The organism is Acinetobacter sp. V116_7 (assembly GCF_056735735.1).
Genome location: NZ_JBWZIF010000015.1, coordinates 58977 through 80051, shown reverse-complemented (window position 1 = coordinate 80051; position 21075 = coordinate 58977). Strand labels below are relative to the sequence as shown.

General features: G+C 39.9%; 21 protein-coding genes and 1 riboswitch. Of the genes, 8 read left to right on the top strand and 13 right to left on the bottom strand.

The window, feature by feature from the left end; all coding sequences use genetic code 11:
- Positions 1-5: 5 nt before the first annotated feature.
- From AC1PJP_RS07220 to AC1PJP_RS07195, 6 genes are all read right to left on the bottom strand, one after another.
- A complete protein-coding gene (locus tag AC1PJP_RS07220; RefSeq protein ID WP_479766739.1) occupies positions 6-1199 on the bottom strand; it encodes a heme biosynthesis protein HemY in 1194 nt (397 codons plus the stop codon).
- Between the two features lie 9 nt (positions 1200-1208).
- Complete coding sequence (locus AC1PJP_RS07215) at positions 1209-2051, bottom strand: hypothetical protein (protein ID WP_416662464.1); 843 nt, start codon at positions 2049-2051, stop codon at positions 1209-1211.
- An 8-nt stretch (positions 2052-2059) separates the two neighbouring features.
- Positions 2060-2827, bottom strand: a complete 768-nt coding sequence (locus tag AC1PJP_RS07210; protein ID WP_416716382.1) for a uroporphyrinogen-III synthase — start codon at positions 2825-2827, stop codon at positions 2060-2062.
- A gap of 3 nt (positions 2828-2830) precedes the next feature.
- Complete coding sequence (gene hemC, locus AC1PJP_RS07205; RefSeq protein ID WP_198308295.1) at positions 2831-3748, bottom strand: hydroxymethylbilane synthase; 918 nt, start codon at positions 3746-3748, stop codon at positions 2831-2833.
- Positions 3749-3849: 101 nt separating this feature from the next.
- On the bottom strand, positions 3850-4590 hold the full coding sequence (locus AC1PJP_RS07200; protein WP_013199115.1) for a LytR/AlgR family response regulator transcription factor: 741 nt from the start codon (positions 4588-4590) through the stop codon (positions 3850-3852).
- Positions 4591-4650: 60 nt separating this feature from the next.
- The gene (locus tag AC1PJP_RS07195) at positions 4651-5790 is read right to left on the bottom strand and encodes a sensor histidine kinase (protein WP_312323143.1); all 1140 of its coding nucleotides are present in this window, start codon (positions 5788-5790) and stop codon (positions 4651-4653) included.
- On the opposite strand from AC1PJP_RS07195, the gene argH reads away from it, so the two are divergent.
- Complete coding sequence (gene argH, locus AC1PJP_RS07190) at positions 5781-7214, top strand: argininosuccinate lyase (protein WP_002121138.1); 1434 nt, start codon at positions 5781-5783, stop codon at positions 7212-7214. The two genes, AC1PJP_RS07195 and argH, sit on opposite strands and share 10 nt — an antisense overlap.
- A 9-nt stretch (positions 7215-7223) precedes the next feature.
- Positions 7224-7493 carry an oxidative damage protection protein gene (locus tag AC1PJP_RS07185; RefSeq protein ID WP_004795121.1) on the top strand — a complete coding sequence of 90 codons (270 nt, stop codon included), beginning with the start codon at positions 7224-7226 and terminating at the stop codon, positions 7491-7493.
- 309 nt (positions 7494-7802) lie between these two features.
- Here the strand turns inward: AC1PJP_RS07185 and phoU are convergent, their stop codons facing one another.
- From phoU to AC1PJP_RS07165, 4 genes are all read right to left on the bottom strand, one after another.
- Complete coding sequence (phoU, locus tag AC1PJP_RS07180; protein ID WP_013199117.1) at positions 7803-8525, bottom strand: phosphate signaling complex protein PhoU; 723 nt, start codon at positions 8523-8525, stop codon at positions 7803-7805.
- 105 nt (positions 8526-8630) lie between these two features.
- A complete protein-coding gene (gene abuO, locus AC1PJP_RS07175) occupies positions 8631-9977 on the bottom strand; it encodes a multidrug efflux outer membrane protein AbuO (RefSeq protein WP_465221461.1) in 1347 nt (448 codons plus the stop codon).
- Between the two features lie 81 nt (positions 9978-10058).
- The gene (locus AC1PJP_RS07170; protein WP_479766738.1) at positions 10059-10964 is read right to left on the bottom strand and encodes a DMT family transporter; all 906 of its coding nucleotides are present in this window, start codon (positions 10962-10964) and stop codon (positions 10059-10061) included.
- Entirely contained in the window at positions 10957-11538 is a 582-nt protein-coding gene (locus AC1PJP_RS07165; protein ID WP_151767120.1) for a TetR/AcrR family transcriptional regulator, read from the bottom strand. Before AC1PJP_RS07165 ends, AC1PJP_RS07170 begins: the two co-directional genes overlap by 8 nt.
- A 107-nt stretch (positions 11539-11645) precedes the next feature.
- Here AC1PJP_RS07165 and AC1PJP_RS07160 point away from each other — a divergent pair, with 107 nt between their 5' ends.
- The 6 genes from AC1PJP_RS07160 (at position 11646) to gluQRS (ending at position 18032) form a co-directional block, all read left to right on the top strand.
- A complete protein-coding gene (locus tag AC1PJP_RS07160; RefSeq protein ID WP_479766737.1) occupies positions 11646-12731 on the top strand; it encodes a hypothetical protein in 1086 nt (361 codons plus the stop codon).
- A gap of 34 nt (positions 12732-12765) precedes the next feature.
- Positions 12766-12900, top strand: a riboswitch (TPP riboswitch).
- Between the two features lie 88 nt (positions 12901-12988).
- A complete protein-coding gene (thiC, locus tag AC1PJP_RS07155) occupies positions 12989-14866 on the top strand; it encodes a phosphomethylpyrimidine synthase ThiC (protein ID WP_443270932.1) in 1878 nt (625 codons plus the stop codon).
- Positions 14867-14941: 75 nt separating this feature from the next.
- The gene (locus AC1PJP_RS07150) at positions 14942-15577 is read left to right on the top strand and encodes an NUDIX domain-containing protein (RefSeq protein WP_144735583.1); all 636 of its coding nucleotides are present in this window, start codon (positions 14942-14944) and stop codon (positions 15575-15577) included.
- Positions 15574-16386, top strand: coding sequence for a 3',5'-cyclic-AMP phosphodiesterase (gene cpdA, locus AC1PJP_RS07145; RefSeq protein WP_111855719.1), 813 nt, complete (start codon positions 15574-15576; stop codon positions 16384-16386). The genes AC1PJP_RS07150 and cpdA overlap by 4 nt, the downstream gene beginning before the upstream one ends.
- Positions 16387-16597: 211 nt before the next feature.
- Entirely contained in the window at positions 16598-17134 is a 537-nt protein-coding gene (gene dksA / locus AC1PJP_RS07140) for an RNA polymerase-binding protein DksA (RefSeq protein ID WP_002121205.1), read from the top strand.
- Position 17135: 1 nt separating this feature from the next.
- Positions 17136-18032, top strand: a complete 897-nt coding sequence (gene gluQRS / locus AC1PJP_RS07135) for a tRNA glutamyl-Q(34) synthetase GluQRS (protein WP_479766736.1) — start codon at positions 17136-17138, stop codon at positions 18030-18032.
- A 49-nt stretch (positions 18033-18081) separates the two neighbouring features.
- Here gluQRS and ftsW read toward each other — a convergent pair whose 3' ends face one another.
- The 3 genes from ftsW to AC1PJP_RS07120 form a co-directional block, all read right to left on the bottom strand.
- Positions 18082-19278 carry a putative lipid II flippase FtsW gene (gene ftsW, locus AC1PJP_RS07130; protein WP_151821491.1) on the bottom strand — a complete coding sequence of 399 codons (1197 nt, stop codon included), beginning with the start codon at positions 19276-19278 and terminating at the stop codon, positions 18082-18084.
- A 23-nt stretch (positions 19279-19301) separates the two neighbouring features.
- Entirely contained in the window at positions 19302-20648 is a 1347-nt protein-coding gene (murD, locus tag AC1PJP_RS07125; RefSeq protein ID WP_224970286.1) for a UDP-N-acetylmuramoyl-L-alanine--D-glutamate ligase, read from the bottom strand.
- A 160-nt stretch (positions 20649-20808) separates the two neighbouring features.
- Positions 20809-21060, bottom strand: a complete 252-nt coding sequence (locus AC1PJP_RS07120; protein WP_013199125.1) for a DUF6587 family protein — start codon at positions 21058-21060, stop codon at positions 20809-20811.
- Positions 21061-21075: the final 15 nt, after the last annotated feature.

The window sequence follows — 21075 nt, the reverse complement described above, 5'->3', positions numbered from 1 at the left end:
TCGCCTCATATTTTAAATTTTAAAAAATTCGCATCATTTTCAAAGATTAGGTTTAACTGTTTGATTAATACTTCATCTTCATTAAGCGTAGACTTAATACGTAAATAGCTCATTAAAATATTATCTGGATATAATGATAATAATGTTTCAGCCTCTGCTTGACGTCCAGTTGCCATATAGATATGCCATTTTGCAAAGGTTAAAACAGGCAAATTCATATATTGATTTTCAAACTCAATAATTTTTTCTTCGACATCTGCATAGTCTGGAACCTGTTTAAGCAGTTGCTGCTGAAACCACAGATAAAACACTTCTGGATCGAACTGTTCTTTTAATAAGTGTAGTGTTAAGGCTGCGTGTTGCATACTCATATCAGGCATACGCGCCAATAGTTTGAGCCATAACAACTTACTGCTATAAGGTCGAGTTTGAATTTCAGACTCTAAATCCAGATAACGTTGTTGCAAAGCATGCAGATCATCAACAGAAGCTTCATCAAACTGCTGAAGAAGTTGCTGTAACCATAAATCACGGTGCTCAGCATCTAGCAAACCATACTTCATTGACCGTAAATACACCCATGGGTGTTGCAGCGCCAATTGCCCCCATAACGCAGTTAATCGTTGCTGGTAGGCTGTTTCTATTTCCTCAAGCCAAGGCGATAACTGATGCTGGTATAAAAACTCAAGATGAGTTAATGCACGTTCAGCTTCGTTTTGGGCTAAAAAGATTTCGATTCGTTCTAACTCTGCCAATTCAAATGCCATAGGCGGTGATTGATCTAAAGCAGCCAATGCTTTTGGATAGTCCCCACTTAAAACCAGAAATTTGGCATCAATAATATTTTTTAAAAGCGCTGACTGAGTAAAAACACGTTCAATAAATACACGTTGATCTTCGGCGGCCTCTAATAACCAGACAATACCTAATTGTTCATAGGGATGAAGGTTTTTAAACTGGAAGATGTTTTCACTTTTCCTCTGCTCGCGAGAGGAATAACGTTTAACCCAAAGCCATATAAGTTGAGCAATAAAACTCATGACCACAAAAGCAAGGGTTAATCCCCAGACATTTGTTTGCAACTGCAATTGTCGCCAGTAAATGTAGACATAACCCATTCCATAGCCATAACTCAATAAAGCTAAAGCGGCAAAGAGTATTAAACTAATTACGAAATAAACCGACAGGAGGTGTTTCATATCTCCTCCTTATGAGCCAATTAGACCAAGTGTAGATAATTTAGGAACAGGCACTATCGATAAATGTGCCACTTTAGCAATACGTTTTTTTAACTGCTGACTCGTTGCATCAGGCATTTCATCTAATTTTTGCATCACAGATTGCAGCTCGTTTTGGTACTCTGTCATTTTGCCTTGATTGAGTGCCTGTTCAGCAATTAATAGTCTTAATTGCACTTCTTTGAGTACCACACTTCGATTCATTAAATTAATAGACGGCGTTTCTACTTTTTCTATGCGGAACCATTTTTTCCACCAAGACACAGACTCGGATTGATCCATCTCAAGCTTAGGCTGAGCTAAAGCTTGCTGAATATTTTTATCAATCGTCTGTAATAAATCGTCGATCAATTGATGGCGCTGATTTTGAGCCAAAGTGAATTGTTGTACTGCTTGCTTATCCTGTTCAAGCGATTGGTTCAAGCTATGTTGCAATGCTGGAGCAATTTCATAGTGCACGAGAGATAGCTGCAACTGATTTAATTGATCAACTGCATAAATCAATTGCTGCTGATCAATTGCAAATTGAATTAAATCTAACTTTTGTTTAATTAAAACTGTAGGAGCAATACCTGTCGGTGGAGCATCCGGGTGCCCCACTGAACTTAGTTTATCGCCTGTATTTACAGGTTGATTCTGTAGTTGTCGCTGTAAAGCAACCAATTGATCATTTAGATTGGCATAGTGCTGTTCTGATTGAAGCAGACTTTGCTTAAGCTCGGGAACAGTACGAGAAATTTGCCACATATCGTAACTGAGCTTAGCCAACCAAGCCATGCCCAGTAAAATGATGATAGAAACAAGTTTTCTCATACGAATCCTTATAATGCCTGAATGTGATGAATCATCCCCGAAGGCGATAAATTTTCAAGTTGAATAATGTGAAAATGAGCCTGTTGTTGATCGCGATATTCTTTAACAATTTGGAAAAGACGTGGGCCTAAAACCAAATATACACAATCAGGTTGTACATTATTTTTTAAACAAAGCTTTAACCAATATTTCCAGCTGGCCTCACTGGTAATTAAGACCAGCCATTTGTGTAAATTATAATTTGAATTCTGTGTCAGATGTTTGAATGTAGAACATGAGGTTTCTGGGCATTGCCGATGATATAAAATGAAATTTAAAATCTGAATACCTTGCTGCTGCAAAGTTTCCATCATAAATTGACGTCCACCCTCTCCTCGCCAGAAAGCGATACTACCAGCCTGATTCATATTATGAAGAATCGGCAGGTTTAACATTCCCTCAGAAGTTTCCACATCTGGAATATGTGCATCAACGTCATATTCATGAAGGCGATTAGCCGTAGCCTGCCCAACCGCAATCCAATGAATATGTTTTAAGTCATCTAGCTTTAAACCACTTTGTATTAAGTACTGCATACCCACATCAACAGCAGTTGGGCTGACCACAACAATAGCTTGTGCTTTAACTAATTGTTGGTAAAGCTGAAGTAAGTGTTCGGAAAAGGGTTTAGCAACGAGTTCTAAAAGAGGTAAAGACTCAACCTGATAACCTTCATTTTGCAAAGCATCTGTTAATTCAGCGGCACGAGAATCAGGTCGAGTATTAATAAACAACATGGTTTAGTAAAGAGCCTTTAATAGCTCACCCGCACCTTGATCAAGTAAGTTTCGAGCAAGGTTTTCACCCAGTTGATGAGCATTGCTAGCTTCATCTGTCAGTTCAGCACGTAATAATGTTTGCCCATCAGGACTTCCGACACGACCTTCAATATGGATTTGTCCATTTTGTAGTGTGGCATAACCTGCAATTGGAACCTGACAACCACCTTCAAGATAGGCATTAAAAGCACGCTCAGCACGTACACAAACATCTGTTTCTTCGTGCAATAGTGGTTGAATTAAAGCTAATACATCTTGGTCAGCTGCACGGCATTCCAAGCCCAACGCACCTTGACCCACCGCAGGCAAACTAATGTCTGGTGTTAAACAATGACGAATACGTTCTGACAATCCTAAACGCTTCAAACCAGCGCTAGCTAAAATAATAGCGTCATATTGACCATCATCTAGTTTCGCTAAACGTGTGCCAACATTTCCACGTAAGTCAATAATTTGCAAATCAGGACGTTGTTTTAAAATTTGAGATTTACGACGTAAACTTGAGGTCCCTACTTTTGCACCTTGAGGTAGGTCAGCAAATTTTTCAAATTGATTTGAAACGAACGCATCTAATGGATCTTCACGTTCACAAATTACTGCCAAGCTTAGACCTTCTGGCAAAGCCATCGGAACATCTTTCATTGAATGTACAGCTAAATCTGCACGCCCATCTAAAAGTGCTGCTTCTAACTCTTTAACAAACAGCCCTTTCCCACCAATTTTTGCTAAAGGCGTATCTAAGATTTTATCGCCCTGAGTGACAAATTTAACCAACTCCACCGTTAAATCTGGGTGAAGCTCCTGTAATCGGGCACGAATATATTCTGCCTGCCAAAGAGCAAGTGGGCTTTGTCGTGTAGCAATTTTCAAGGTTTTCATAAATTCAAGTATGGGCTGGTCAAACAATACACCCTAAACTTAACTTGATCCCTTAAAATTGCAAGTAAAATCTCGCACGCCCAAGATAACTCTTTTTAACTTTAGAGCTGATGGATCCGTTCTCTAAGCATAGATAAATGTCGACGACTCACCGAAAGTCGCTCATCTAAGCCACGTAAACGAACCTGATATTGCCCAGAGCTAACGAGCTCTAGTCCATCTAAATATGCAACTGCAACTAAGGCATTTCGATGAATACGAATGAATTGATCTGCAAATTCGGTTTCAAGCTCTTTTAAAGTTTCATCAATTAATACACTGCCATTTTGATGACGCACCGTGACATATTTTTGATCGGCTAAAAAATAATAGATATTTTCAACAGGAATTAGCTCAACCCCACGATAGGTTTTTGCAGCAATTTGATGTCGTTGTGTTTTTAGATCATGTAAAAAATCATGTTGTGGTAAAGCATTAAGCTGTGCTTGAGTAAGCTGAGTCAATTGACTAAAAACTTGTTCAAGTTCTTGAGGATCAATGGGTTTAAGAAGATAAGCTTGAGCTTGAGACTTAAATGCTTCCAATGCATGTTGGTCATAGGCCGTACAGAATACAATCGCAGGTCGAGGATTTAGCTGACTTAGCTGTTCCGCACAGACAAGACCATTCATACCTGGCATTTGAATATCAAGTAAAATTACATCCGGTTGATGAAGCCGCGCCTGTTCCAAGGCCTCTTGTCCATGATGAGCCGTTGATACAACTTCATGTCCCATCTTTGAAACTAAACGTGATAATCGCTCCACTGCAAGTGGTTCATCATCACAAATCAGCACCTTCATTCATCCTCCTTGTCACCGTTAACTTGATCCATTTTTTTATGGTTAACTCTGACTAACTTATTATTTTGTTTGATATTGATAGCTCATAATGGTGGTATATAAGGTTTCACCTTTATAAACCTGAAATCTTACGGAACTCCCATAATATGCTTTCAGGCGCTGCTTAACATTTTCAAGCGCGATTCCATGCCCTTTCCTTGATTTTATTGTATCGTCTGTATATGGGTTGGTAATGACTATACTGACCTGATTTTGCAATATTTCAACCAATACCCCTATGGTTGCCTTACCCATCATTGGTTCTACCCCATGAAAAATACTATTCTCTAACAAAGGTTGTAATGTCAATAAAGGAATGGTGATCTGTTTGAGTTGCAAAGGTGAAAGCTCGACTTTCCAATCTACTTTTAAGCGCTCTCCCAAACGGACCTGTTCAATCATTAAATATTGTTTACTTAGCTCGATTTCTTCATGCAGACTCACCAATTTCAATTCTTGGAAGCTGGCACGAAATAAACGTGACAGACTAATAAGCATGCTTTCTGCTTTATCTGGATCTATCGCAATTAAACTGACTACATTATTTAGACTATTAAATAAAAAATGAGGATGAATTCGCGCTTGCATGGCCTGAATACGGGCATTTAATTCTGCATATTGCTGATGTAACCATTGTTCTCTGACATATAAATAACGTAGGCAGAAAGCCCCGAGTAATATTCCATAGCTTAGATATAAAGGCACATTGGTAAAATAAATGCTCCATCCCTGCGTTAAAGAAGCATGTTTATTTAAAAGACCAAACTGAAAAAAATTACTCATTAAGGTGGTTAAAACAACAATACCTTGCAACATGATAAAGCCAATAGCCAAGGCAAATTCTTGACGTAAAGTGTTAAAAAAAGCTTGAAAACGCTCAACCAAGGCAAAAAAGGACAATATTACCCAGTTAATAAAAACGATGTATTGAAAAAGCCTTCCCCCGCTCAAGGCTTGCCAAGACTGTGCTTCAGCCAATGCTAAGACCAGAGCCAAAACATTACTTGCGATAATTAATTCGAATAAGTGTTGCCAACGCCCGTTTTTCGTAAAAAAATAGGAGGAATTTTGATTTCGGTATGCTGTAGGAAACAACTTTGTTTGTTGAGCTTCGGCAAGTGATATACTCTTTTTTATTTTACTGAGCCACCATGACCACATCTTCAAATCCCCCTAATTCAGTAACCCCAGACCAAACCTCAGGTATGTGGGGTGGTCGTTTTTCTGAAGCGACGGACGCTTTTGTAGCCGAATTTACCGCCTCTGTTCAGTTTGACCAACGTTTTTATAAGCAAGACATCGCTGGTTCGATTGCGCATGCTACCATGCTTGCGAAAGTTGGCGTACTCACAGAAGCAGAACGCGATGACATTATTGAAGGTTTAAGCACCATTCGCTCAGAAATTGAGGCTGGAAACTTTGAGTGGCGCATCGATCTTGAAGATGTTCACATGAACATTGAATCACGTTTGACTCAACGTATTGGCATTACAGGTAAAAAATTACACACAGGCCGTAGCCGTAACGATCAGGTTGCAACTGATATTCGTCTTTACCTACGCGACGAAATTGATGATATTTTAAAATTATTAGAACGTTTACAAAAAGGCTTGTTAGGCTTGGCTGCCAAAAATGTAAATACCATTATGCCGGGCTTTACACACCTACAAACTGCTCAGCCTGTGACTTTTGGTCATCACTTGTTAGCATGGTTTGAAATGTTGGTACGTGACACTGAACGTCTCCAAGACTGCCGTAAACGTGTTAACCGTATGCCGCTTGGATCTGCTGCTCTTGCGGGTACAACTTATCCAATTGACCGCGCATATACAGCAGAGCTTTTAGGGTTTGAAGCTGTATCTGAAAACTCTCTTGATGCTGTATCTGACCGTGACTTTGCCATCGAATTTAATGCAGCTGCTGCACTTATCATGATGCATTTATCACGTATGTCTGAAGAACTGATTCTTTGGACTTCTGCACAGTTCAAATTTGTGAACATTCCTGACCGCTTCTGTACTGGTTCTTCAATTATGCCGCAGAAGAAAAATCCGGATGTTCCAGAGCTAATCCGTGGTAAATCTGGCCGTGTATTTGGTGACTTAATTAGCTTACTTACGCTCATGAAAGGTCAACCATTGGCATACAACAAAGACAACCAAGAAGACAAAGAACCTTTATTTGATGCAATCGATACGGTTCGTGGTTCACTCATGGCTTTCGCAGATATGATTCCTGCATTGGTTCCAAATATTGAAATCATGCGTGAAGCTGCACTTCGTGGATTCTCGACTGCAACCGATCTTGCTGACTACCTAGTGAAAAAAGGCGTTGCTTTCCGTGATGCTCATGAAATTGTAGGTAAAGCTGTTGCTTTAGGTGTTGCTGAAGAAAAAGATTTATCTGAACTCACACTTGAGCAATTACAGCAATTCTCTGACTTAATTACAGCAGATGTATTTGATAAAGCCTTAACACTAGAAGCTTCTGTAAATGCACGTGATCATATTGGCGGAACTTCACCAAAACAGGTTGAAGCTGCGATTGCTCGTGCCCATACACGTTTAGAACAGTTATACGCTTAAGGATAAACCATGAGTCGACAAGTTTTTTGCCGCAAATATCAAAAGGAAATGGAAGGTTTAGACTTCGCTCCTTTCCCAGGTGCTAAAGGCCAAGATTTTTTTGAAAATGTTTCTAAGCAAGCATGGCAAGAATGGTTAAAACACCAAACTACGCTGATTAATGAAAAACGCTTAAACGTGTTTGAACCAGATGCGAAGAAGTTCCTTGAAGAACAACGTGAGAAGTTCTTTAACAATGATGAAAGCGTAGAAAAAGCTGAAGGCTGGAAACCAGAATAATCGGTTTGTTTTAGCTTCTTCATCATTAAAAAGGCGGGTCCTATACACATAGACCCGCCTTTTTTTACGTGAAACTTACACAAGCATAAAAAGCCTTACATAGAGCGAACAGGACTCTACATGACATCAAAAAGTAAAGAACTTAATATCAATTCATAGCAAGAAGAACACGATCCCTGTCGTGTTTATGCACTTGATTTTCTGTCCTGAACTTCCCCCCAAAGTTCGGGACATTTTTTTATCTATTATTTTTAAACAAATAAAAAAGGCCTTGTTTCAAACAAGGCCTTTAAATATTTCAGCTCAAAATTACTTTTCGTGGACTTTAGCTTCAATTTCTTCAATTTTGGTATGACGAGCATCAAAGCCTTTTGCCATATAAATGACTTGCTCAGCAATGTTACGTGCATGGTCACCAATACGCTCTAAAGAACGTAGAACCCACATGACGTTAATTACACGAGCAATATGGCGTGGATCTTCAATCATATAGGTCATTAATGTACGTGTTGCTGACTGATATTCACGGTCGATGTCAGCATCGGCTAAAAGTACACGTAAAGCTTGATCTGCATCTAAACGTGCAAAAGCATCAAGTGCATCATGAATCATGACACGAACTTGGTTACCAATATGACGTGTTTCCATGTAGCCACGAGGCGAACCACCCTCTTCACAAAGGTTCTGTGCAATACGGGCAATTTTTGCAGCTTCGTCACCAATACGCTCAAGGTCAGTATTGGCTTTACTCATGGCAATAACCATACGCAAGTCAATCGCTGCTGGATGACGACGCGCCAAAATTAACGTCAAGCCTTCATCAATATCACGTTCATATTGATTGACTGCATTATCTTTAAATTGAACATCAATCGCTAAATTTGCGTCTGTATCAAGCAAAGAATGAATTGCATTTGCGACCTGTTGTTCGACCAAGCCACCCATGGTCATAAACTTTGTGTTTACATCTTGCAAATCTTCATTAAATTGAGAAGAAATATGATGGGTTAACACCGGATTACTTGGACTCAAGGGAAGCCTCCAACATGATGGCGCAGGAATAAAATGATTGAGCATTAAAACACAGCAATCATTAAGTTTTTATGACAAAATTAAATTTCAGATAAAAGCATTTTATTATTGATAAGTTAACCAGCTATTAAGCTCAACCAGATCTTTTTCCCCGAGCTGGCCTACCGCAGCTTTTAAACGAAGCACATTCAATAAATAGTCATATTGAGCATTAAGATAATCCTGTTTTGCAGAAAAAGCATTACGCTGCGCCAATAAAACATCAACCATACTTTTTAAGCCTTCGTTATAGCTCGCTTTCGAGGCTTGCGAAACTAAGGAAGATGAATCCATTGCAGCTTTTCTTGCTTCGAGTTTGGCTTGGTCTGTATCCACTTGCATAAAGGCACTTTTCACATCAACATTGGCACGGCGGACGGCCGCATCAAGTTGAGCTTGAGCTTTACTGGCTTCTACAGTCGCTTTTTTAATTGATGTTCGAGTGCGCCCGCCATTAAATAAATTCCAGTTCATTTCTACCCCAACCTGATCAAATTTTCCGTCAGTCGAAATGAGTGTCTCTGGGGTCTGTTTGGTATAACCATAGCTCGCCACAGCATCTATTTGAGGATAAAGCGCGGCTTTTTCCACACGGCGCTGATCTTCACTATACTGTTGCTGTAAACGGGCTTGCTGGATCTTTAAGTTTTTTTGCTGCGCCAAAGAAAGCCAGTCATTAAGTTCTGCTGGATAAGGCTTTTGAAAATTAAAATCACTTCGTAATACAGCAAGTTTATCTTGATAAGAACCAATATATTCAGACAGCTGTTCTTGGGCTAAAAGTAATTGAACATTGGTTGAAATACGATTGGCTCTGGCATTTTGGTATTGAGCATTTGCTTCACTCACATCACTACGCGCCACCAAACCTTCTTTGAGTTTGGCATTCATCATATTAAGCTGCTCAAGCAAAGCTTTTTCTTCTTGTAGGTATGCAACACTCAGTGCCTGCTGACGCAGTACATTAAAATAGGCTTCTGCTACATTTAAAACATGATCTTGTTTTTGCAGTCTTAAGGTAATTTCACTTAAGGCAACCGAAGTTTTAACTTGTTTATAACCTTCCCAAGCATCCATTCGAAACAATGGCTGACGTGCTGTTAAGGTCGCTTGCCGAGTCGTTGAGGTATTACTCACCAAAGCATCAGAAAGCCCTTCTTGATCAACACCCGGAAAGTTTGAACGCTTTACAGTTTGTCGATTACGCGTAATGTTTCCAGACAGTGTAACGGTGGGTAATAACGCTCCCGTTGCCAAACCTAAATTAAGTTGATCTGCTTCAAATTGTTGTTGATTGGCTTGCCATGTCGGATCATTTTGTTTTGCGCGCTCATAAGTCTCAACCAAATCTAGAGCAAAACTCGAAGATGCAAAACTCCAAAGGCCAACAGCGACCATTAATTTTATTTTCATTGTTCAAATCAACGATAAAACTTGCCTTTAAGACTAAGAAAAATTCGAATCAAACTCAAGCCATTAAAAGTTTTAGTTTTTTTAAGCGTTCTCAGTTTTTGACAATATTAAAATACAAATAAAAATCAAAAGCATGCCTATCCAACCCAACCATGAAACATGCTCACCCACCAACACAATGGCAAAAATCGCAGCAACTAAAGGTTCAAATAAAGTTAAGGTCGTCGCTTTGCTGGCATTTACTGTTTTTAGTCCAAAACCGAAAAGTAAATAACCCAAAAACATAGGAATTAGCATCATATAACCAGCCACAAGTAAATTGGTTGAGCTTTGTAATAACCCACCACCTGTAACCAACAAAGTAGGAAGCAAAATAACTGCCCCACCACCCATAATCATGCCCATTGCAGCTTTAGAGGCGACACCTCGATCTATTAATCTTTTTGCAGCCCATGAATAAAGTGAATAAGTTGTAGCTGCGACAAGCCCAAGAAAAATACCGAAGTATTTATTCCATTGATTTGTACCGTCTACAACTGCATGACTTTCACCCATCGACAACATTGTTACGCCAAGCACACCGCAAATAAAACTTAGAAACCAGATAGCTGACAAAGCTTTGCGATCAAAAAAACGCTCTAAAATTGCTGCTATCAGTGGAGCAGAACCAATTGAAACCACAGTACCAATCGTAATGCCTGCATAATGCATTGAGGAATAAAAAGCCAAAGGATAAATACCAACCGCTGTTACACCTAAAAGCAGTATTAAAAGATTTTCTCTTATAAATTGTCGGTTTTCACGTATCGCTCTTGATGCGACCAAAGCTTGTAAAAGACCTCCACCGCCCATCGCTACGGCACCAATAGCGAGTGGGCCAAGTGTCGGTGCAAATGCGGCCGCAGTACCGGTTGTTCCCCACAAAACAGAGGCAACTAAAATCGCAATTGTGCCCCCATAGCTACTATTTTTAATGAGGCTAATCATGTGGGCATTCTCTATTTAAAATGTCTTCTGCCATTTGTTTTGCTAACAGGAGTTGACGACTATTTCCTTCTAAGCCTGCTCGTGCCATAGAGCCTTCTAAAAGAAAAGAAAGCTGCGTAGCCACATAGCTAATCCGCTGTGAGTCTGATATCAATTTTTTTAAATGCTCAGCAACAATAGCCTCGACTTCTTCTTTATGCTGTCTTACCGAACTTCTCCCTGCACTATTCGCCGGAAACTCAGCCGCAGCATTCAATAACCCACAACCTCGAAAGCCTTTTTCATAGGCAAATTCTGCATGGTCTTGATAGGCATCAAATACGGCCAAGATGGCTTCTTTAGCTGTTTTTATTTTTTCTAAACGCTTTTGGTAGAGATCAAGCCACTCTTGATGTCGTGCAGCAATGTAGGCATCGACAAGCTCACCTTTTGAAGAAAAATTATTATAAAGCGACATCTTAGCAACATCTGCTTTAGCCGTAACCGAGTTAATTCCAGTTGCAGTAATGCCATCGTTATAAAACAAAGTTGAAGCGGCATCGAGAATTTTCTGTCTTGCTGTTTTATCATTCATAGCTTTAACTTAAGTAGACCGACCTACCTAATAATAAAGATTTCTAACAATGATGCAATCTTTTTCCGAGTTATAATCTGAGCAATATTCACTTTGATAAAAATACAATGATGAAAAAAGTTCTAATGATGAGTATGTGCAGCGCACTACTTTTAGCTGGATGCAATAAAACATCAGAGCAAGATCAGACTGTATCTAAAGATCAAAAATCAACTGAGCAAAAGGCCACTCAAAAACAAGACAGTAGCTGCTTACAAATTATGGTAGCTATGCACACGATTAATCAAAACAGCAAAATAGAAGACTTAAATCAAATTAATGAAAAACTTAAAACCTGTGTTCCATCTTTAAAAAATGATGAACAGCTTAAGCTGATTGATGCATCAACAGCCATGTATCAGCGTTTTATTAAACAAGACTACACTGAAAAAACAGGTAGAGCGTTTGAGGCTTTTGGCTATGCTGTTTTAGAACATAAACAACAAGACCTTAAAAAGGTCATCCAAAGTCAGAAAAAACTCTTCGACCAACTGAGCCCACGTGATCAATATTTACTTCAACATGAAGGTCAAGCCTATATTGAACTACTCTACCAAGGCGAAGGCATGTTTACCTATCGACGTCAGCCAAACTATTTAGTTGATGTTTTTTCTAAAGCCTTACCTGCTGACCAAAAAGAGTTCTTAACTCGTATGGCCAAAGACAATCAGGATATTTTCTATAACGATGGAGCTTTGGCTGTTTCGTGGAAAGAACTTACTGAACGTTCGCTGTTTTGGGAAAAATTTATTCAAAAATATCCAAAAAGCCACTTTATTGGTGATGCAAAATTACTCTTTAACGAATATCGCTATTTTATTTTCTTTGGCCTAGATAACACCCCTGTTTCAGATGAATATGCACCGAACACATGGATTGATAAAGATGCACTTGAGCAAATCCGTTTTCTATCTACACAGAGCCAGTCGAGTTTAGCGAAACCTGCCCAGCAATTTCTTAAATTTATTGCCACGCCTGTAGAAGAGCGCAATAAGCAATTTAAAATAGATTTAACTGAAAAGAATGGCGATAAAAAATCAAATTATCAGATTACTCATGAACAACTTGAGCAGCTATTAAAATTTGATTCGCCATGGAACACTGAAGTCTATCGTGACTGCCATATAGATGCCGTTTGTATAGATACAAATTGACAATGCCAGCCAACCTAAATCATGTTAGTCTGTAATTCGCTTGACGGAGCGCGAGTAATAGCTCGCTGAGATTGTGTAAATTTCGTGTTATCGCAACACAAGTTTGATCACAAGTACCGTTGAACCTGATCAGGTTAAGACCTGCGTAGGAATCAAGCCATCTAAAAACTAAAGCCTCAAATTTATCTAGTAAAGATAAATCCGCCATCGTTTTTGGTCGTGCTTGATTCGTTGATGTTATTCATAAGGATCATGTAATGAACCAGTTAACGAATCTCTCTTCTGTTGAAATTTCAGCGCAACATGAACAAGATGCAAAAGATTTAACTCGCATCTTACCCGCTTCAAAAAAAGTTTATATTGAAGGCTCTCGCCCTGACATTCAGGTTCCAATGCGGGAAATTTCTCTCACCGATACCCCAACCGGACTTGGTGGCGAACATAATCCCCCTGTAATGGTCTATGACACTTCAGGTGTTTATACCGACCCAAATGTTCAAATTGATTTAGACAAAGGTTTACCTTCAGTTCGCCAAAACTGGATTGAAGAACGTAACGATACTGACGTACTTTCTGGTTTAACTTCAACTTTTGGTCAAGAACGTTTAAAAGACATTCGTACCGCTGACATTCGTTTTGCTCATATTCAAAACCCACGCCGCGCTAAAGCTGGCAAAAATGTCACTCAAATGCACTATGCCAAGCAAGGTATTATCACACCTGAAATGGAATATATTGCAATTCGTGAGAATCAACGCCAGCGTGAAGGTGTTGATATGCGTCAACATGCTGGACAAAATTTTGGTGCAAAAAACTTAAAAGAAATTACACCTGAATTTGTTCGTCAAGAAGTTGCTGAAGGTCGTGCGATCATTCCTGCCAATATTAACCATCCAGAACTTGAGCCAATGATTATTGGCCGTAATTTCTTGGTTAAAATTAATGCCAACATTGGTAACTCAGCGCTTGGTTCTTCAATTGACGAAGAAGTTGCCAAAATGACGTGGGCAACGCGTTGGGGTGCCGACACCATTATGGATTTGTCGACAGGTAAAAACATTCATGAAACACGTGAATGGATTATTCGTAACTCACCTGTTCCAATCGGTACCGTACCGATTTATCAAGCGCTTGAAAAAGTTGATGGTGTTGCAGAAGACCTAACATGGGAAATCTTCAAAGACACACTGATTGAACAAGCCGAACAAGGCGTTGACTACTTCACGATTCACGCAGGTGTATTGCTTCGTTATGTGCCACTTACAGCAAACCGTTTAACAGGTATTGTGTCTCGTGGTGGTTCAATCATGGCGCAGTGGTGTCTAGCGCATCATGAAGAAAACTTCTTATACACTCATTTCGATGAAATCTGTGAAATCATGAAAGCCTATGACGTTTCATTTAGCTTAGGTGATGGCTTACGTCCGGGTTGTATTCAAGATGCGAATGACGAAGCACAGTTCAGCGAACTTAAAACACTAGGTGAGCTGACTCATCGTGCATGGGAACATGATGTTCAAGTCATGATTGAAGGCCCTGGTCATGTACCAATGCACATGATCAAAGAAAACATGGACCTTCAGCTAGAAGTGTGTAAAGAAGCACCATTCTATACGCTTGGGCCTTTAACGACTGATATCGCTCCGGGTTATGATCACATTACATCTGCAATTGGTGCAGCCATGATTGGTTGGTACGGCACAGCGATGCTTTGTTATGTGACACCAAAAGAACACTTGGGTTTACCAAACAAAAAAGATGTTAAAGACGGGATTATTACCTACAAGCTTGCGGCACATGCTGCTGACCTTGCGAAAGGACATCCGGGTGCGCAAGTTCGCGATAATGCCCTGTCAAAAGCACGTTTTGAATTCCGTTGGGATGATCAGTTCAACTTAAGTCTAGACCCTGACACAGCGCGTAGCATGCATGATGAAACCTTACCAAAAGAGGCTCATAAATCCGCTCACTTCTGTTCAATGTGTGGACCAAAATTCTGTTCGATGAAAATCACCCAGAATGTTCGTGACTATGCCAACAACCTCACTAATAGCAATTCAGAGGTTGAAGAAGGCCTCAAAGCGATGAAAGAGGTTTATCAAGAGCAAGGTCAAAAACTGTATCACAAAGTGTAAATATTCAAAAAAAACACTTGCCTAGCCATGATTCTCGGTTAGGATGAAATAAATAGATTTCGTCCTGATCGAATCATGAGTATTGTTGAACGTCCAAGTTATACATCTAAAGATGTCGAAGTAACATCACGTGAATCTCTATTCCGTGGTTTTATTCAAGTTGAAAAAGTCAGCCTTCGACATCGTCTATTTAATCAAACTGAATATACTCATGTATTACAACGTGAACTGATTCATCGCCCAGAAGCGGCTGGCGTTCTACTCTACAATGATCAAAGACAACAGTTTGCGCTGATTGAACAATTTCGTGTAGGTGCAATTAATGACCCCGATTCGCCGTGGCAATTGGAAGTAATTGCTGGTGTATTGGATGGAGATGAAACGCCAGAGAGCTGTATTCGCCGTGAAACACTTGAAGAGTCAGGATGCACAGTTAATCATTTAGATCATCTATTTAGCTTTTATCCATCTGCTGGGGCGTGTTCAGAACTATTTCACTTATATGCTGCTGAAACCAACTTACCATCTAAAGGTGGGGTTTTTGGCATGCCTGATGAAGGTGAAAATATTCTTTTACACCTGTTTGACTACAGCGAAATATCAACATTATTGAGTCAAGGACGTTTGAGAAATGCCCCTGTCATTATGGCGTTACAATGGCTATCTCAACACATCACAACGATAATAAAATCCGACGAGGTAGGACGGTGACTTTTCAAGTCTCAACACTTTCACAAAAAGACCATGTCATTATACAAATTACCGATACCCACTTATTGGAGTATCCACACTTAGAATTTGTGGGGATGAATCCTGAAGAAAGTTTTCATGCCATTATTCAACAGATCCTGAAAAAACATCCTGAAGCTGATGCCATCATCCACACTGGAGATTTGGCTCAAGCACCAACGCCCATTACCTACAAACGTTATATTCAATATATGCAAACGTTAGGTCTGCCATTTTTCCAGACACTGGGCAATCATGATAACGTTGATCATTTTCCATTACATAAAGAAAATCATCAGGAACCTGTGGTCATTTGTTTAGGAAACTGGCGCGTTATTTTATTAAATAGTGCAGTAAAAGGTCAGATTAATGGGCACCTGTCGCCAGAACAACTACAAAATTTAGCGACATTACTCGAAGAATTTTCAGATAACCCTGTTTTATTGGCTTGTCATCATCATCCTTTTGCAATGAAATCTAAATGGATTGATCATCACAAATTACAAAACTCTAATGCTTTGCTTACTACATTAGCTCCATTTAAGAATGTAAAAGCTTTAATCTGCGGGCACGTTCACCAAGACTCACTAAACACTTGGCAAGGGATCGAATTTTTCTCGACCCCCTCAACAAGCGTGCAGTTTAAACCGTTTAGTAATGAGTTTGCCCTAGACCAAAATGCTCCCGGCTACCGTTACATTCGTCTAAAAAACGATGGTAGTTTTGAAACAGAAGTCTTCCGTCTTGAAAATTTTCAGGGCCTTATAAATACCAATATTTCAGGCTATTAGCTCTATTTTATATATGCTTATATGCAATTATGACTAGGGTAAACACGTTTTGAAAATATTTACGGGACGGAATGACTATCATCTTGCAGGAAAAATCTATATGATGACGACCCGATGGGAAAATCCCATCGATGGTTTTCTATAAAAACACTTGCATATCACCATATTTTTTGCGTATAGATAATACGTGTATGATGAGGAATGCCCTATTATGGCGAATGACAACCACAACCAAGTTTTGGATGAACATACAGAAGTTGTAGTGGAAGGTGACAAAGCTTCTGCAAAACGTGCACGTAAAGTGAAACCTAAAACTTCTGACATAGGCACAACTGCAAGTTTATTTGGTATTGCACCTTATCAACCTAAGAAAAATGAAGAGTACATGTCTGAAGGACAGCTCGAGCATTTCCGACAAATTCTGCAAGCATGGAAAGCTGAATTAATGTCTGAAGTTGATCGTACGTTGAATACGATGCAAGACGAATCAACTGCATTGCCAGATGTAAATGACCGTGCCACCCAAGAAGAAGAGTTTGCAATTGAATTGCGTACACGTGACCGTGAACGTAAGTTAATTCGTAAAATCGAACAATCTATGGAAGCAATTAAAAACGAAGACTACGGTTTCTGTGAAACATGTGGTATCGAAATCGGTTTACGTCGTTTAGAAGCACGTCCAACTGCAACGTTATGTATTGACTGCAAAACTTTGGCAGAAATTAAAGAGAAGCAAAATAACGGTTAATATGACCGCTGTAGCTACTCAAGAAAAGCCTAGCTTTTCATACTCAGGTCGGTTTGCGCCCTCGCCAACCGGCCCTTTGCATTTTGGATCACTCATTACCGCTGTCGCCAGTTATTGTGATGCTAAAGCTCACCAAGGCAAATGGCTGGTTCGTGTCGAAGACACAGATATCCCTCGTATTTATCCAGGCAGTGAAGAGCATATCCTCACCTCACTGGAAGCCTTCCAGTTCGAACCCGATGCAAAAATCATCTTTCAAAAAAACCGTTTAGACATTTACGAGAGTGTATTAGATCAACTTAAAAAAGAGGGTCTAATCTATGCTTGTCAATGTACACGCAAAATGCTGGGTTCAAATGCAATCTATGTAGGCACATGCCGCAATCTCAATCTTGATTTTAAAGACCAAGCAATTCGTGTAAAAGTTAAAGATCAACAGATCTGTTTTGATGACCGACTGCAAGGACTTCATTGTTCTAATCTACAACATGACCTTGGAGACTTTGTTCTTAAACGTCGTGATGGGATTATTAACTATCAACTTGCTGTCGTCGTGGATGATTATCTGCAAGGCATTACCCATGTCGTTCGAGGCTCAGACCTATTAGATAACACCGAACGTCAGATCTGGCTTGGCGAGCTTTTAGGATATCCTAAACTGAGCTATATGCACCTCCCTCTCGCCATGAATGATCAAGGACAAAAGCTCTCTAAGCAAAACCTTGCTCAAGCACTCGATTTATCTAAAGCGCCTGAATTGCTACAACAAGCCATACAAGCACTGGGACAACCTAACGTTGATTTAGACCGCCCCGAAGTGATGCTCAAGCAGGCAGTAGCACAGTGGAATATAGATTTAATTCCACATGGGCAAGAGCTCAGCGGAAGATATCTATAAATAAAAAAACCCGATATCAAATCGGGTTTTCTCATGCCTAAATATTCAACTAGAAGTTTGATTCTTCCCTTTCTGGGTTCACTTCTTGGGTTGAAGCATCGATCTTTAAGATCAAGCTAATCATCGCAGCACACATCATTAAAGATGTACCACCATAACTAATAAATGGCAGCGTCAAACCTTTAGTCGGCATCAAACCCATATTCATGCCCGCATTTACCAAAATCTGGAGTAAGAAAATAATACTAATACCGTAAGCCAAATAGCCTGCGCGAAGGTAATGATGTTTCAATGCACGATGACCAATTTTGATACAGCATGCCAACATCAAGAAAGACAAACCAATGACAATCGAAATACCAAAGAAACCAAACTCTTCACCTAACACCGCCAACATAAAGTCAGTATGCGCTTCAGGTAAATAAGATAACTTTTGGACACTATGTCCTAAGCCTGTACCAAACCACTCACCACGGCCAAAGGCCATTAATGCATTTGATAACTGATACCCCACCCCTAATGGATCTGCCCATGGGTCAGTAAATGAAATCAAACGCTGGAAACGATATGGTTCAAACAAAATCAAAAAAACGATACCGGTTACAATCGCACCTAACATAATTAAGAACTGTGTCGGCGGTGCACCAGCTAAAAAGAATACCCCGACCATCATCAATACAATTACGATCGTAGCACCCAAGTCAGGCTCAGCAATAATCAAACCAACCGTAATTGCCATGACCCCACTTAAACGTAATAAGCCTTTCCAATGAGTACGAACCTCTTTGGCACGGCGCACAACGTAGTCTGCGGTAAAGATTGCCATCATGACTTTGGCAACCTCGGTTGGCTGTAAGGTAAAGCCACCGATCTTAATCCAACGTGTAGAACCGTTCACTTCTGAACCTACCACCAAAGCAGCAAGTAGCAGAACCATGGTCAACAGCCACAGCGGGAAAGTATTTTTAAACCACGTATTGAGTGATATCCGATAGGTCAAATATGCCACCACAGCCGCAGCAACAATCGAAATACCATGACGAATCACATAGTGAAACGGGTTTTCATGCATATATTCAGCATAGGGCATCGAAGCAGACGCCACCATCACGGAACCGATACACAACAATGCAACGACACAGAAAATCAGGACATTACGTGGCGTCACTTCCGCTGGCCATTTAGGCAATATCCGTTCATACAAATGATTGATTTTCTGGATTGTGGTCTGAGCTAAGCCTGCCATACTACATTCCTAATCATGTTTTCTTAAACCAACGAATTGACGCAGGCAACAAACTGCTGACCACGATCATTATAACTTTTAAACATATCAAAACTTGCACAGGCTGGTGATAACAACACCACATCTTCAGCTTGTGTTTCACGTTGACACAGCTCTACAGCTTCTTTGAGTGTTGCTGCATGCAAAATTTTGGTTGCGCCCTGAATTGCTTGTTCAATAACTGGAGCATCTTCACCAATCAATACCACAACTTTGGCATATTTTTCGATAGAAGAACGTAATGGAGCAAAATCTTGACCTTTACCCTGCCCACCTAAAATCAAGGCAACCTTACCTTTTTTAACCTCAATTGCAGCACCTAAACCGTCAATTGCAGCAAGTGTAGCACCAACATTAGTCCCTTTAGAGTCATTATAATAACGTACATCATGTACAGTTCTCACATACTCACAGCGGTGCTCTAATCCTTTAAACTGTTTTAACGTTTCAAGCATAGATTCCATAGGCAAACCAATTGCTTCACCTAATGCCAAACAAGCTAAAGCATTGGCTACGTTGTGCATGCCTTGAATATATAAATCTGAGCTTTTAATTAAACGCTGCAAACCACGTGCAAGCCAAAGCTCGCCATCACCATCTCTTAAAACACCGTACTGGTTTAAGTCTGGTGCATTTAGACCAAAGCTTTGCATTGGGGTTGTATCTGGAACAAGAGGGCGACTTAAAGCATCATCACGGTTAAATATAACTTTTTTAACGCCTTGGAAAATACGGTGTTTTGCTTGGTGATAACCCCACATATCGCCATGACGATCTAGGTGATCTTCACTCATGTTAAGAACCACAGCAACCTCAGCATTTAAATGTGATGTGGTTTCCAACTGAAAACTTGATAGCTCAAGTACAAGCAACTCTGGTTGGTCTTTTAGCAAGTCTAGAGCTGGGCGTCCTAGGTTTCCACCCACAGCAACTTTTTTACCCGCATCTTTAGCCATTAAACCAATTAGAGTCGTTACGGTACTTTTGGCATTAGAACCCGTAATAGCCACAATAGGCACTTCAGTCGCACGGCGTAATAGTTGAATGTCGCCTACTACTGAAATCCCTTGAGCAATAGCTGCCTGAATTTCTGGTAATTGCGGTGCAAGGCCTGGGCTTAAAATAATTTCTTCTGCTTGTAATAATAATTCTTGGTCAAGTTGACCAAAACTGGTTTTAACACCAGCTGGAATCTGGTCATGGCCAGGAGGGGTTGGACGAGAGTCCGTTACTGCAACTTGGTAGCCTTGTTCATGCAGGAAATTAACAGCAGATACACCTGATATTCCTAAGCCTGCGACAACTTTTAATCCACCACGTTGTATTAACATTTTTGCCCCACAATTTATCAATCGACAGAATGGCAAAAATGTTAGCACTTTGCTGTTTTGAATGCTTTTTCAGTTTGAACTTTATTCATCTTTTTTTGTGTCAGTGCGTAAAAAAGCCATCAATATGATGGCTTTTTAAACGAAACAGGAAATACTAAATTTATTGCCATTTAATTGGCTTAATTTCTTGAACTGTATTGGTAGGTTTATCTTCGCTTGAACAACCACAGCCACCAGCACAACCAAAGGTCATTTTTGGTTTAAGCCATTTTGCCAAAGTTGTCCAACCCTGCTTTTCACAAAATACAGAGAGTGAAGAAAAGACTGAATTTGCTGTTTTTGGAAATACTTTCTTAAAAACAACAACCGCACTCCAACTCACTACAACCGCAATAATCAGATATTGAATCATATACAACCTCCTTTC